The sequence below is a fragment of the Pediococcus acidilactici DSM 20284 genome (assembly GCF_000146325.1).
Taxonomy (GTDB): Bacteria; Bacillota; Bacilli; order Lactobacillales; family Lactobacillaceae; genus Pediococcus; species Pediococcus acidilactici.
On record NZ_GL397067.1, the window covers coordinates 1,728,692 to 1,741,528 of the forward strand.

Sequence of the window (12,837 nt, forward strand, 5' to 3'; positions counted from 1 at the left end):
TTATGAAAGCTAGGTAAAGGTTCCATATGGGTAATGTAAAGATTATGTAAAGATGTCGAAACTAACGCCAAGATTAGCTAAGTTATCCACATCCCCATGAGTAAAAACTTACTTTTACATCGTCAAAGTCAACAAAAAAAAGGCGTCGGAATTTTCCGACACCTTAATTATGTGAATTATTATTTTAAACCCGGCGCTTAAACCGAACTACGACGGTGGTTCCACTATCGTCATCGTCCGATTCAATCCGAACGCTACCGCCCATATCCACGACGGCTTCCTTAACAATGGCTAACCCCAGGCCGGTTCCGCCCTTCACCGCATTGTTAACCCGGTAAAAGCGCTCGAAAACTCGTTCAGACTGATCTAACGGAATTCCGATTCCAGTATCACTAACTGACAATTCCCAACTATCGTGATGCGAAGCGTATTCGACCTTAATCTTTCCACCATGGCGATTGTAACTAATCGCGTTAGTAATCAAATTCTTAGTGATTTGGAAAAGGTCGTTTTCTACCACAGTTTCCATGGCCGTTTCCGGAATTTTATTTTCCACCGTCAACTGCATTTCTTGTAAATTGTTTTGTAACATGTGAAATTGCTGTTCCACGTAAGCGTACAAGTTAACTTTCTTCCAATTCTTTGGTTCATTTTTGACCTGGGACATGGTCAAAATATCGTCCGCCAGGCGTACTAACTTGTCACTTTCTGACTTAATAATATTTAAAAAGTTATCCAGCGTTTCGGGATCGTCTTTGGCGCCCTCCAACAATGTTTCCGCAAATCCAGCAATTGAAGTAATCGGGGTTCGCAACTCATGAGAGGCATTGTTAACAAAATCCTGTTCAATTCGTTTCGACCGTACGCTTTCAGTTACGTCGTAAAGCAACACGATAATTTCAAACTTGTGGTGCACTTTGGGACTGTAAACTACGTTGGTTTCAAAAATATGAGATTGCCCGCCGTCTTCCAGTTCGAGTGTTTTAGTGACACTTTGGCGACTTTGGAAAACTTGGTCAACTAAGTTCCTGAGCTCCTGATTTCGCACGTCTAACGTGTAAGGGTGCGGAATATCGAGCGCCGTGATTCCTAACCGGTTAATGGCGTAAGTATTCGCCACCTGTAACTCCCGGTGTCGATTGATTACTAATACTCCCACCGGTAAGTTATCCATAATCGCTTTTAATTCATTTTGTTGGTTGGTCAACTCGTGAATTTGGTGACGCTCGTGTTTACTAATTTCATTAACGGCCTTAGATAATTTATAAAAGGGGTCGTCTGGATCCAGGTAAATTTTAGGAACCTTATTCCCTTTAATGGTCTCTTCCAGGTTAATTCGGAACTGGTGTTGCCGCTCAATGATGTTCTTTTGGTTACTCCAAAAAACAATCACTTCAATCACGGTAATCAATAAAATTACCGCAATCATTAAGGTCATGTCGACCCGGGTGACCCGCGGGTTTTCCTTAACAATTAATTTATAAACCAGAAAGGCCATAAACGCGTTCCCAATCAAACTTGCTAGTCCAAACTGGATGGTTTTTCTAATGCCCTTCTTTTGTGAAGAACTCATAACCGAACCCCCTAATAGTTTTAATCAACCGTGGATGTTTTGGATCGTCTTCCAGCTTGTCGCGTAAATGGCTGATGTGCATATCCACAATGCGCGTCTGCCCGCCATACTCGTATCCCCAAACCTGTTCGAGGATTTGATCCCGTGATAAAACTTGGTTACTATTTTGAAACAAAAACTTTAGCAGCCGAAATTCATTTGGTGTTAAAGCCACCGGTTGCCCATTTTTTTGTACCGTTAGCCGCTTAAAGTCAATCGTAACCCCCGTAACAGGTAATTCAGGGACAATCTTCTTTAAGTCGACCACTCGGTTAGTCCGCCGCAAAATGGCCTTAATCCGTGAAATTAATTCTTGTGGGCTAAACGGTTTGGTTAAGTAATCGTCCGCCCCTAATTCTAGTCCTAAAATCTTATCCACTTCGCTAGATTTAGCCGTCAACATAATAATCGGAATTTGCTCGTTGAACTTACGGATTTGTTTCGTAGCTTCCACCCCGTCAAGCTGGGGCAGCATCAAGTCCATAATCACAAAATCGACTCTCCCGCGTTGCACTTCTTTAACGGCGTCCACCCCGTTGTCTACGCTAATCACTTGGTAATTAGCTTGTTTTAAATTGTACGTTAAGAGTGTAACGATTGCCGGTTCATCATCGACCACTAAAATTGTCATTGCCATGAAAAAATCTCCTATTTAGGATTACGTTTCTGCAACTTCCATTGTAAATAAGCGTTAATAAAGTCATCTAGATCGCCATCCATCACACCTTGCACATTCGCAGTTTCTAGATTAGTCCGGTGATCCTTGACCATTGAATACGGATGAAAAACGTAAGAGCGAATTTGGGATCCCCAGCCGATTTCTAGCTGGGTTCCCTCTAACTTAGCCTTTTCTTCAGCCTTTTTCTGCTCTTCTAACTCGAACAACTTAGCCTTTAACATATTCATCGCGGTAACCCGATTTTGCAATTGGGACCGTTCCGCTTGGCTAGCAACTACGATTCCGGTTGGCAAATGGGTAATCCGAACGGCCGAAGAAGTTTTGTTAATATGCTGCCCGCCGGCCCCGCTAGAGCGGTAAACGTCCACCCGTAAATCGTCCGGGTTAATGTTAACTTCTACCGAGTCGTCTAATTCCGGCATTACGTCTACCGAAGCAAACGAGGTGTGCCGCCGGCCGGCTGAATCGAAAGGCGATAACCGCACGAGGCGGTGAACCCCTTTTTCCGAACGTAGGTATCCGTAGGCGTTATGGCCCATCACCCGTATTGTAACACTACTAATTCCGGCAACTTCGCCGGCTTGGTAATCTTCAATTTGGACTTTGAATTGGTGCTGCTCCGCCCAGCGGGTATACATCCGCAATAACATCGAGCCCCAGTCTTGGGATTCGGTTCCGCCAGCCCCCGGGTGAATTTCCAAAATGGCGTTATTGGCATCGTACTTGCCGTTCAGCAACAGTCCTAACCGGTAGTCACGCAGCAGTTTGGCCGTTTGGGAAAGTTCGTCTTCAAACTCCGCCTGCACGTCGGGGTCTGCTTCCATTTCTAAGAGTTCTAGGGTGACCTCTAAGTTTTCCACATGGTCAGTTAAATTTTTAAAATTGTCATATTTAGCTTTTAATACATTAGTTTCGTTAATTATTTTTTGGGCTTTTTCCTGATCATTCCAGAAATCAGGTTCCGCCATCTTAGCCTCGTTAACACTGATGCTTTCATTCAACGCATCTAAGTCAAAGAGACCTCCCGAAGTCAGCGACCTCTTTTTGCATATCTTCAATTTGATGTTTTGCGTCCGTTAGCTCCATTTCATCTACTCCTTTTTTCTTTTAACTAAAAAAACTGGGTCAGCTTTGCCGCCTCCCCAGTTTATATTATAAAGCTACTAACGTTCAAGGTTTTGTCGAATTTCCGACTTCATGAAGAGTCGGGTAGTTTCGTACTCAATGTCCGTAACCATTTCGTTGAACATCCGGTAGCCTTCTTGTTGGTATTCAACTAGTGGGTTTAATTGACCATAACCCCGTAGCCCAACTGATTGACGTAATTGATCCATCGCGTCAATGTGGTCAGTCCAGTGTTGGTCAACCACTCGTAAGATAACTACTTTTTCAAATTCGAGAATTTGTTCAGGCGCGTACAACGCATCTTCCTTTTGCTTGTACATTTGGTCTGCTAGCTGCTTCAAGTAATCCTTGATTTCGTTAGCCGACTTGCCTTCTAAGTCCTCAATGTTAATATCATTTTCGTTTACCAAGGTGGTCCGGGCAAATTCCACAATCGTATCTAGATCGTAACTCTTCTTCGTCTTGGCTGTATGCGCGTCTACCACCCGGTCAATCGTCCGGTAAACCATCGGCATTAGCACATCTTTTAGACTGTGTTCTTCCATAATTACTTGTTGCCGTTCCGCGTAGATAACTTCCCGTTGCGCCCGCATTACGTCATCGTATTGTAAGACGTTCTTCCGCGCGTCGTAGTTGTTACCTTCAACCCTTTTTTGGGCAGATTCCACTTGGCGGCTAATCAAACGGCTTTGGATTACCGCGTCTTCATCCGCAACCTTCATCCGGGAAAGCAAGTCCTTAATTCGTTCGGAACCAAAGCGAATCATCAAGTCGTCTTCTAGTGAAAGGTAGAATTGCGACATCCCGACGTCACCTTGCCGTCCAGAGCGTCCCCGCAACTGGTTATCAATCCGCCGAGATTCGTGACGTTCGGTACCGATTACGGCTAACCCGCCTAGTTCGACTACGCCAGGTCCCAATTTAATATCGGTTCCCCGTCCAGCCATGTTAGTCGCGATGGTTACGGCACCCTTTTGGCCTGCGTTAGCAACAATTTCAGCTTCGCGAGCGTGGTTTTTCGCGTTCAAAACTACGTGCGGAATCCGTTCACGGTCTAATAACCGGGATAGGTATTCGGAAGTTTCAACCGCCACGGTACCAACCAGCACCGGTTGTCCCTTAGTATGCAACTTTTTAATTTCCTTAACTACCGCTTTAAACTTACTTTCCAAAGTTGGGTATAGTAAATCAGGGCGGTCGTCCCGGACTACTGGCCGATTAGTTGGTACACTAACCACTTCCATGTTATAAATTTCGCGGAATTCTTCCGCTTCCGTTTGCGCCGTACCGGTCATCCCGGATAATTTCTTATACATCCGGAACAAGTTTTGGTAGGTGATATTAGCCATGGTCTTGGAACCATCTTGAATTTCAACGTGTTCCTTAGCTTCAATTGCTTGGTGAAGACCGTCAGAAAAACGCCGACCTTCCATGACCCGTCCGGTAAACGAATCAACAATTAGTACTTCACCATCATCAGAAACTACGTAGTCCTTATCCTTAGTCATGATGTAGTTGGCCCGGAGTGCTTGGTCAATATGGTGATTCAAGGCACTGTTTTCTACATCGTATAAATTATCCGTGTTGAAATACTTTTCACCACGCCGAATTCCGTTTTCGGTCAACGAAATTGACTTAGATTCCCAATCAATCGTGTAATCGCCATCGGTAAGGGTCTTCACAAAGCGGTCCGCACGTTGGTATAAGGTAACCGAGGGTTCAGTTTGTCCAGAAATAATCAACGGAGTCCGGGCTTCATCAATTAATACCGAGTCAACCTCATCAATTAACGCGAAGTTCAATGGTCGTTGTACCATATCTTCCTTGTACACAACCATGTTATCCCGCAAATAATCGAACCCGATTTCACTATTGGTGGAGTAGGTAATGTCACAATTGTAGGCTTCCCGTTTTTCGTCAGGCGACATTTCTGCCGTGTTAACCCCAACCGTCAAACCGAGCCACTTGTATAACTCACCCATTTCAGTAGAGTCTCGTTCCGCTAAGTATTCGTTAACGGTAACTACGTGAACCCCTTCGCCGCCTAGGGCGTTAAGGTACACTGGTAGCGTAGCGGTCAAAGTCTTTCCTTCACCAGTCTTCATTTCGGCAATATTTCCGCCATGAAGAACCATTCCACCAATTAATTGCACCCGAAAAGGGAATAGTCCTAACACGCGCTTAGCACCTTCCCGGGCAACCGCGAAGGCTTCAATTAAAATATCATCGAGGGTTTCCCCATTCTTTAAACGTTCCTTAAATTCTGGCGTTTTTGCCTTTAATTCTTCGTCACTTAATTGTGCCATCTCATCCTTAAGGGCATCAATTTTGTCGGCTTTTTTTCCTAGCCGTTTAATTTCACGGGCATCACTTTCAACCCATTTTTTTAAAATGTTTGCCATGTATAATTCCTTCCGTACTCTTCTAAATCGTGTCCACGATAAACTTGTCTAAGTTTATCATTTTTTTCTATATTATCAAAGTTCATCAAAAAAAGCTTAACAAACCTTGTGTGGTTTATTAAGCAATCCTTATTTTTTACATTTACAATTATTCGTTAGCGGATTCAATTAAACCATAGCGACCGTCGTGACGCCGATAAACAATATCAACCGATCCCGTATCAGCGTCTTCGTAAATAAAGAAGTTATGGCCTAACATGTCCATCTGCAAGATTGCTTCTTCAGCTCCCATCGGCTTCAAGGATACTTGCTTAGTCCGCACAATATCAAATTCACTGGCTTCTTCTTCGTCTTCACGGGCGTCTTCTTGTGGGATTTCAACTCCCTTATAACCCGTTTCCCGTGATTTACGATTAATTTTAGTTTTGTATTTACGAATTTGTCGTTCTAATTTGTCCGTTACTAAATCCACGCTTGCGTACAAATCAGGCGATGTCTCTTCTGCTCGTAATACCAAGTATGGTAATGGTATGGTAACTTCTACTTTAGCTGTCCGATCTTGGTATACCTTCAAATTTACGTGTGCCTTTGGGTTAGCACCTTGATCAAAGTACTTTTCGATTTTACCAATTCTTTTTTCAACGTAATCTCGAATTGATTCTGTTACTTCAATATTTTCACCACGTACATTAAAATCAAGCATAAGACTCTCTCCTTTCAACTGTGAACAAAGTGCGTCCACGTGCAGAAATATAAGTTTTACTTCATGTATTTCTGTACACTTATATTATAAATGAAAACGCTATAATAAACAATTAATACACTCAAAAACTATCGGCAAAGCGTAATTGAACGAACTTGACGCGCACCATGCTTGCTAAGCTCCCGTCCGGCTTGGCGAACGGTTACCCCAGTGGTGTAAATATCATCAATAATTACCCATTTGGCTCCGGCGACTTTATTAGGTTCAACAACCCGGAAAGGATTTTCACGTTGCAACCGTTCCCGACGGCTACGTTGAAACTGATGGCGAGCTTGTTTAGAGCGTTGGCTAATTAAAACGGGCTCAAATTCCAAACCTTCTATTAACCCCGCCACCTGATTAAATCCTCGTACCTTTATTGTACCTTGATCGACCGGAATTGGAACTAAATGTTCATCTTCTTTAACTAAACTTTGAATAAAATTGATAAAATCGTTGCAAAAAGCTTTACGCAACCAGTAGTCTCCTTGAAATTTATAGCGCTGAAAAAATTCCTTCATGAACGCGTTGTATTGGAAAAGTGCTTGATTGTTAAATTGGTCATTCCATTTTTGGCAGTCTGGGCATTGTAACTGGTTAACTAGTCGTCCGCAGCTTACACAAACTTTACGCTCCTGCAAATTAACTAACTGGTTTCGACAATGGTGACAAAGCAGCTGCGGTTGTGCCCGCTGAAAGCTAAGGATAAAGGATAGGTCAACTCGTCTATTCAGCATTCGATTGCATAATAAACAGCGGTTCATTGCTTAAAGGCCTGCTGGTTCATAAATTTAATCTGGCGTTGGGCCCTTTTAATCCGGCGGGTTAACATTTGGCCAATAAATAAAACGGTTCCGGTTGGTCGTTTAGGACTGCGCCCGACCCTTCCAGCAATTTGTACGAGGGCAGCCATGGAAAAGATTTCATCATCCGCACCTAAAACTGCTACGTCAATTCCCGGAAAGGTAACCCCGCGTTCCAGAATGGTGGTCGTAATTAAACCGGTAAGCTGACCTTCCCGCATTGCTGAAACCTTCTCAATCCGGTCCGGGTCTTCCGCGTACACCGTTGCTAAATTAAGCTCCGGAAATTGCTTTTGAATGGCCTGCAAAACCGAAGACAACTGATCAATTCGCGGAACAAAGACTAAAAACTGCCGCTGGGCCTTTACTTGAGCCATTAGAAATTGGCGTAGTCGTTCCGGAAGCCGCTGGCGGTGAATTAATTTTTGCCAATTGCACCCACTGACCACTTTAATTTCTGGTAGCGGGTACCCGTGAAATCGGCGGGTTAAATAGCTAGTAGACAGCCGGTGCGCCCGACTCTCCTTTAACAATTGACCGTCTGGCGTGGCCGTCAAGTAAATGGTCGTACCGCACTCCTTACGCGCCTGGTGCGCCGCGTAGTGTAATGCCGAATTCATTGCAAAGGGAAACGAATCCACTTCGTCAATGATTAAAACGTCAAAGGCGTGGTAAAATCGAAGTAGCTGGTGCGTAGTGCACAAAACTAACTGCGTATACGTATAGGGAGTGGAAGTGTGTCCATGTAATAATGCGATCGCAATTTCCGGAAACGCCGCTTGAATCCGGGGGTGCAGTTCTAAAACCACGTCAATTCGCGGAGAGGCAATTGCAACCCGGAGCGCCTTTTTTAACGCAAAGTTAATTCCCGGAAAAAGCATTTCGGTTTTTCCCGCTCCCGTAACGGCCCACAATAGCCGGTCCGTTTGCTGTTTAATTGACGAAATAATTTCGTTGGCGCAACGCTGTTGGTCCGGGGTTAGTTGCCCTTGCCATTTTAAATATGAACGGCCCACAGGAAAGTGATTCGGTTCAGGCAAGTTTCCTAACTTAACCAATGTGGACATTCGACCGAGATTTATACAGTGTCGACAATAATACTGCTGGTTGGGTAAGCTGCCCTCCTTTAATTTGGTAGTCGCTCCGCAGCGCTGACATTGGATCCGCCGTTTTTTTACGATAACGGCTGGAAAATAATTAACCGTTGGATCAGTAGCTTCCGCCTGATTAACCGGTACTAGCCGGCCGTAATATTTTTCTTTAACCTTTGCTTCCATACTAATAAGATACTTAAAAAGGAGACCTTTTCTTGAAATTAATTTTATCCGTCAAAGAACCGGTTACCACTGAACAAGACATTAAGAAATCCCGTTTCATTAGCCGGATTATTCCGGTACAAACCGAAGAAGAAGCCCAAACTAAACTGCAAGATATCCGTGAAATCGAAGTTAAAGCTACCCATAATTGTTTTGCTTACGTGCTTGGAGACCACCAAGATATTCAACGCGCTTCGGACGATGGCGAACCTTCTGGCACGGCGGGCGCGCCCATCCTTGAAGTTTTAAAACGCGAAAATCTCACAAACGTTTTAGTAGTGGTCACCCGGTACTTCGGCGGCATCAAATTAGGTGCCGGCGGGTTGATCCGGGCTTACGGATCGAGTACTTCCCTTGCTGTGCAATCTGCTACCCTAATGGAATCGGTAGACCAAGAATTGCTAGCAATCACCATTGATTACCAAAATAACGATCAGTTAACCTACTACCTCGAACAACACCAAATCACCCAGGTGAATCACGAGTATACCACCCAGGTAATCACCACCGTGGCCGTTGACCAAGACCAAGTGGCCGATTTAAAGGCAGAACTAACCGGACTTTTTAGTGGCAACGTTAGCTTTAAAGACGGCGGACAACAACGCGTTCAAGTTCCGTACCACCCTCAGTAATTATTTAACAAAAAAGCATCGCGCCTTACATAGTATCTCCAAAATCTAACTTTTAGGGATTACTACATCAGTCGTGATGCTTTTTTTGTTGGTGCCGTTCACTACGCGAACGCACCCGATCTTTTAAAGTATCTTCTTCTTTAAATTCATTGCTAGCAGTTTTAGAAGTAGTGGTCCGAACTAATCGTTTAATCCAGCTTAGCATCGGGGTCCGATTTTCCCCTACTAGCCCGATTGCTTCCACAAACAACTCAATTCCCACTAAAATTCCGATCGTCAACAATACCGAGCCCCACAATGTAGAAAGCGGGTAGAGCAACGCGATAAAGGAAAAAATCATTGAAATACCATAAATTACCAACACGGTTTGTCGATGCGTCAATCCCATCTGCATTAAACGGTGGTGCAAATGGCGCTTATCGGCGTGCGCAATTGATTGTTTATTTAGCAGTCGTCTCAAAATGGCGTAAATTGTGTCGGTTAACGGCACTCCTAAAATCATTACCGGGATCAAGACGGAAATGAAGGTGGCGTTTTTCAATCCTGAAAGCGAAAAGACCGCAATCATAAATCCAATAAATAACGCCCCGGTATCCCCCAAATAAATGCGGGCCGGGAAGAAATTATATGGCAAAAAGCCCACTTCTGCAGCCACTAACGTAAAAATCATAATTACAATGTAAATATTAGTGGACGGTAAAAAGAACAATCCGGTAAACCCGGTCGTAAATAGCGCAATGATGGTGACCCCGGTAGCCAACCCGTCTAGACCGTCCAATAGGTTAATCGCGTTAGTAATCGCGGCAATCCATAGCAAGGTAATTGGAAGCGACAACCATCCTAAATGGACAATCCCGATAAATGGTAAGGTTAAGGTCGTCATTTGCACTTCCGCAAACCAATACACCGCTAAAGCCGCAAGTAAGATTCCAATCATTTTCTGCGAAGGTTTTAATTCAAAAATATCATCAATAATTCCGGTTAACATAATTATACATTCGCCGAAGAAGATTCCGTAAAATTGCGGGTTAGGAATTTGATTTCTTAATAAGAAAAAAAGTGAGAAATTAAATGCCAAGAAGATTGCTAACCCGCCCATCGTCGGCATCGGCACCTTATTAACCCGCCGAGCGTTCGGCTTATCAACCGCTCCAATTTTAAAAGCAATTCTTCGGACAAATGGTGTTAAAATCGCCGAAATGATCATGGTTGCAAATAAACTGACAACTATTTCAAATCGCATAATTTGTCCTCTTTTATGTTTATAATAAGCTCATTATACCGAAATTTGCATGCCTTATACAGTAACTTCAACGAAAACTCACATAATTTAACGATAATTTTCATTTTAAAACGACAACGTTTCCACAGAAAAATAACATCTATTCACTTCAACGAAGCTTTTCCCGGAGTCTTTGCACAAAAAACGGGTTAAGGAAGCTCACTTCCTTAACCCGTTTACTTTTATTTCAAATGATAATTATACGTGGAAACAATAATGTTTTCGCGTGAATTTAATGCCGCCCGTAATCGTAAACCAGTTTGGTTATGCAAAATGTTTTGCCATGGTTTGCGGGGAACGAATTGCGGAACCAATACCGTCGTGGTGTAATTCCGTTCTGCCGCCCGTTTAGCAATTACGTCACAGAACCGAAGCGTCGGATTGGTAATCGAACGGTACGACGAGTGAATGTCGATAAACCGTACGTCCGGATATTCCGCTTTAAATTCCATCGCCGTCTTATGCTCTTTTTCTGGGTTAGCATCAAACGAAACGTGCATGGCGATTACGTAGTCCCCGATTGACCGAGCGTAGTTAATCGCACCAGAAGTTACTTGGGTAACGTTGCTAACCAACACAATTACGGTTGAACCGTCATAGTCGTGCAAGTTAACCTTGCCCTTTTCCACAACCCGCAGTTGGTCAGCGACTTCGTCATAGTGCTTACGAATCTTGTAGAACATCCGCAATAACAGTGGCATGACCACAAAGTATGGCCAAACGTTGCTAAAGTGTAGGAATAGCAAGCAGACTACTAAGACTGCCGACAGTAACGCTCCTAGTAAGTTAGCAGAAGCATTTATCCACCAATGAGCGCCGCCCTCTCGTTTCCAATGCACGATCATTCCGGATTGTGACAACGTGAACGGTACGAAAACCCCAATAGCATAAAGCGGGATTAAGAGACCGGTTTGTCCACCGAAAATCAAAATCAGCACGATTGCGCCCGCAGCTAACGAAATAATTCCGTTAGAGTAGCCGAGTCGGTCGCCCCGATCCATGTAAGCATGGGGCATGAACTTATCCTTGGCCAAGTTGTAGGCCAACATTGGAAAGGCTGAGAACCCGGTGTTTGCGGCTACCGCCAAAATCAACGCGGTTGACAATTGTAGGATATAGTAGAAAATCCCGTGGCCGAAGACCGTAACCCCGATTTGGGAAAGCACGGTCTGCGAACTCATCGGCGTAATTCCACTGTAGTAAGCTAAGAACGTGATTCCCGCGAAGAACGAAGCCAAAATCAACGACATGATTGCCAAAGTAGCTGCCGCATTTTTCCGCCGCGGTTTCTTGAAATTAGGCACCGCGTTACTAATCGCTTCTACCCCAGTTAGGGAAGAAGATCCAGAAGATAACGCCCGCATGAAGAGCACGAAGGTCATTCCCGGCACGGTCGAGCCAATTGCTGCCGCCGCATGATAAGTAACTTGTCCGGTAACGATGTTATATAACCCTACAATAATCATTATCGAGATTACCACTACGAACAGGTAAACCGGGATGGTAAGGAAACTTGCCGATTCCCGCAACCCTCGCAAGTTCAGGGCCATAATTCCGAGCACAATCAGCACCGCAATGGCCACGTGATACTTCTGTAACGCCGGAATCGCCGAGGTAATCGCTTCGGTCCCGGAAGTCACACTTACGGCCACCGTCAGCATGTAATCAACTAACAGCGACCCCCCGGCAACTAGCCCGGCCGAAGTCCCCCAGTTCTTGCTAGCAACTACGTAAGCACCGCCTCCTGAAGGATACGCCTTAATAATCTGACGATATGACACCGTAATTGCAAATAATAGCACTAACACGATTACTGCGATCGGGATCGAATACCAAGTTGCCGCAGCTGATAAAACAATTAAAACCGAAAGAATTTCTTCGGTACCATATGCGATAGATGATAAAGCATCTGAAGATAGCAGAGCGAGCGCCTTAAATTTCGTTAACGCTTGGCCACTTTCGTCTAACGTCTTCAGTGGTTTACCAATTAAAATACGTTTCAAATACGAAAACATTTTTTACTCTCCGTTTTTAAAAATATGCAAGTGAAATTCTACTCCAAAACCAGTAAATTAGCTAGCATATTTTTGGATTCTCACTCATATACTGATAATAACAGAATTTAGGCAAATAAAACAAAATTCCTGATTAACTTTTAAAGAGATTTTGCGATAACCCTTTGCCCCGGCATTTGGACACAAAAAAAGACGCGCAATGCGCGTCTTTTCCTGGATTATTCAGTTG

The 12,837-nt window shown here is 44.0% G+C and carries 10 protein-coding genes; 1 reads left to right on the forward strand and 9 read right to left on the reverse strand.

Features of this window, described 5'->3' with window-relative positions; all coding sequences use genetic code 11:
• Nucleotides 1-184: 184 nt before the first annotated feature.
• The 7 genes from HMPREF0623_RS08280 to HMPREF0623_RS08310 form a co-directional block, all read right to left on the reverse strand.
• Complete coding sequence (locus tag HMPREF0623_RS08280) at nucleotides 185-1,573, reverse strand: sensor histidine kinase (protein ID WP_004166689.1); 1,389 nt, start codon at nucleotides 1,571-1,573, stop codon at nucleotides 185-187.
• Complete coding sequence (locus tag HMPREF0623_RS08285) at nucleotides 1,545-2,249, reverse strand: response regulator transcription factor (protein ID WP_002831115.1); 705 nt, start codon at nucleotides 2,247-2,249, stop codon at nucleotides 1,545-1,547. The genes HMPREF0623_RS08280 and HMPREF0623_RS08285 overlap by 29 nt, the downstream gene beginning before the upstream one ends.
• 11 nt (nucleotides 2,250-2,260) lie before the next feature.
• Nucleotides 2,261-3,377, reverse strand: a protein-coding gene (prfB, locus tag HMPREF0623_RS08290) for a peptide chain release factor 2 (RefSeq protein ID WP_126130458.1) whose coding sequence is annotated in 2 segments (ribosomal slippage) — nucleotides 2,261-3,304 and nucleotides 3,306-3,377 — 1,116 coding nt in all. Because the reading frame shifts where the segments join, the coding sequence is not laid out codon by codon here.
• A 77-nt stretch (nucleotides 3,378-3,454) separates the two neighbouring features.
• Nucleotides 3,455-5,818, reverse strand: a complete 2,364-nt coding sequence (gene secA / locus HMPREF0623_RS08295) for a preprotein translocase subunit SecA (RefSeq protein ID WP_002829950.1) — start codon at nucleotides 5,816-5,818, stop codon at nucleotides 3,455-3,457.
• 148 nt (nucleotides 5,819-5,966) lie between these two features.
• The gene (gene hpf, locus HMPREF0623_RS08300; RefSeq protein ID WP_002829951.1) at nucleotides 5,967-6,521 is read right to left on the reverse strand and encodes a ribosome hibernation-promoting factor, HPF/YfiA family; all 555 of its coding nucleotides are present in this window, start codon (nucleotides 6,519-6,521) and stop codon (nucleotides 5,967-5,969) included.
• Between the two features lie 128 nt (nucleotides 6,522-6,649).
• Nucleotides 6,650-7,297 carry a ComF family protein gene (locus HMPREF0623_RS09745; protein WP_004166692.1) on the reverse strand — a complete coding sequence of 216 codons (648 nt, stop codon included), beginning with the start codon at nucleotides 7,295-7,297 and terminating at the stop codon, nucleotides 6,650-6,652.
• Between the two features lie 23 nt (nucleotides 7,298-7,320).
• Nucleotides 7,321-8,640 (reverse strand): DEAD/DEAH box helicase, encoded by a 1,320-nt coding sequence (locus HMPREF0623_RS08310; RefSeq protein WP_004166693.1) that lies wholly within the window; start codon nucleotides 8,638-8,640, stop codon nucleotides 7,321-7,323.
• 32 nt (nucleotides 8,641-8,672) lie between these two features.
• On the opposite strand from HMPREF0623_RS08310, the gene HMPREF0623_RS08315 reads away from it, so the two are divergent.
• Complete coding sequence (locus HMPREF0623_RS08315; protein WP_004166694.1) at nucleotides 8,673-9,311, forward strand: YigZ family protein; 639 nt, start codon at nucleotides 8,673-8,675, stop codon at nucleotides 9,309-9,311.
• A 67-nt stretch (nucleotides 9,312-9,378) separates the two neighbouring features.
• On the opposite strand, the gene HMPREF0623_RS08320 is transcribed toward HMPREF0623_RS08315, so the two are convergent.
• Both HMPREF0623_RS08320 and HMPREF0623_RS08325 read right to left on the reverse strand, forming a co-directional pair.
• The gene (locus HMPREF0623_RS08320) at nucleotides 9,379-10,554 is read right to left on the reverse strand and encodes a glycosyltransferase family 4 protein (RefSeq protein WP_002829956.1); all 1,176 of its coding nucleotides are present in this window, start codon (nucleotides 10,552-10,554) and stop codon (nucleotides 9,379-9,381) included.
• Between the two features lie 221 nt (nucleotides 10,555-10,775).
• Complete coding sequence (locus HMPREF0623_RS08325; RefSeq protein ID WP_004166695.1) at nucleotides 10,776-12,608, reverse strand: APC family permease; 1,833 nt, start codon at nucleotides 12,606-12,608, stop codon at nucleotides 10,776-10,778.
• Nucleotides 12,609-12,837: the final 229 nt, after the last annotated feature.

Coding starts and splice junctions, on each gene's coding strand:
- HMPREF0623_RS08280 (WP_004166689.1), bottom strand. CDS start 1,573: ATGAGTTCTTCACAAAAGAAGGGCATTAGAAAAACCATCCAGTTTGGA.
- HMPREF0623_RS08285 (WP_002831115.1), bottom strand. CDS start 2,249: ATGGCAATGACAATTTTAGTGGTCGATGATGAACCGGCAATCGTTACA.
- secA (WP_002829950.1), bottom strand. CDS start 5,818: ATGGCAAACATTTTAAAAAAATGGGTTGAAAGTGATGCCCGTGAAATT.
- hpf (WP_002829951.1), bottom strand. CDS start 6,521: ATGCTTGATTTTAATGTACGTGGTGAAAATATTGAAGTAACAGAATCA.
- HMPREF0623_RS09745 (WP_004166692.1), bottom strand. CDS start 7,297: ATGCTGAATAGACGAGTTGACCTATCCTTTATCCTTAGCTTTCAGCGG.
- HMPREF0623_RS08310 (WP_004166693.1), bottom strand. CDS start 8,640: ATGGAAGCAAAGGTTAAAGAAAAATATTACGGCCGGCTAGTACCGGTT.
- HMPREF0623_RS08320 (WP_002829956.1), bottom strand. CDS start 10,554: ATGCGATTTGAAATAGTTGTCAGTTTATTTGCAACCATGATCATTTCG.
- HMPREF0623_RS08325 (WP_004166695.1), bottom strand. CDS start 12,608: ATGTTTTCGTATTTGAAACGTATTTTAATTGGTAAACCACTGAAGACG.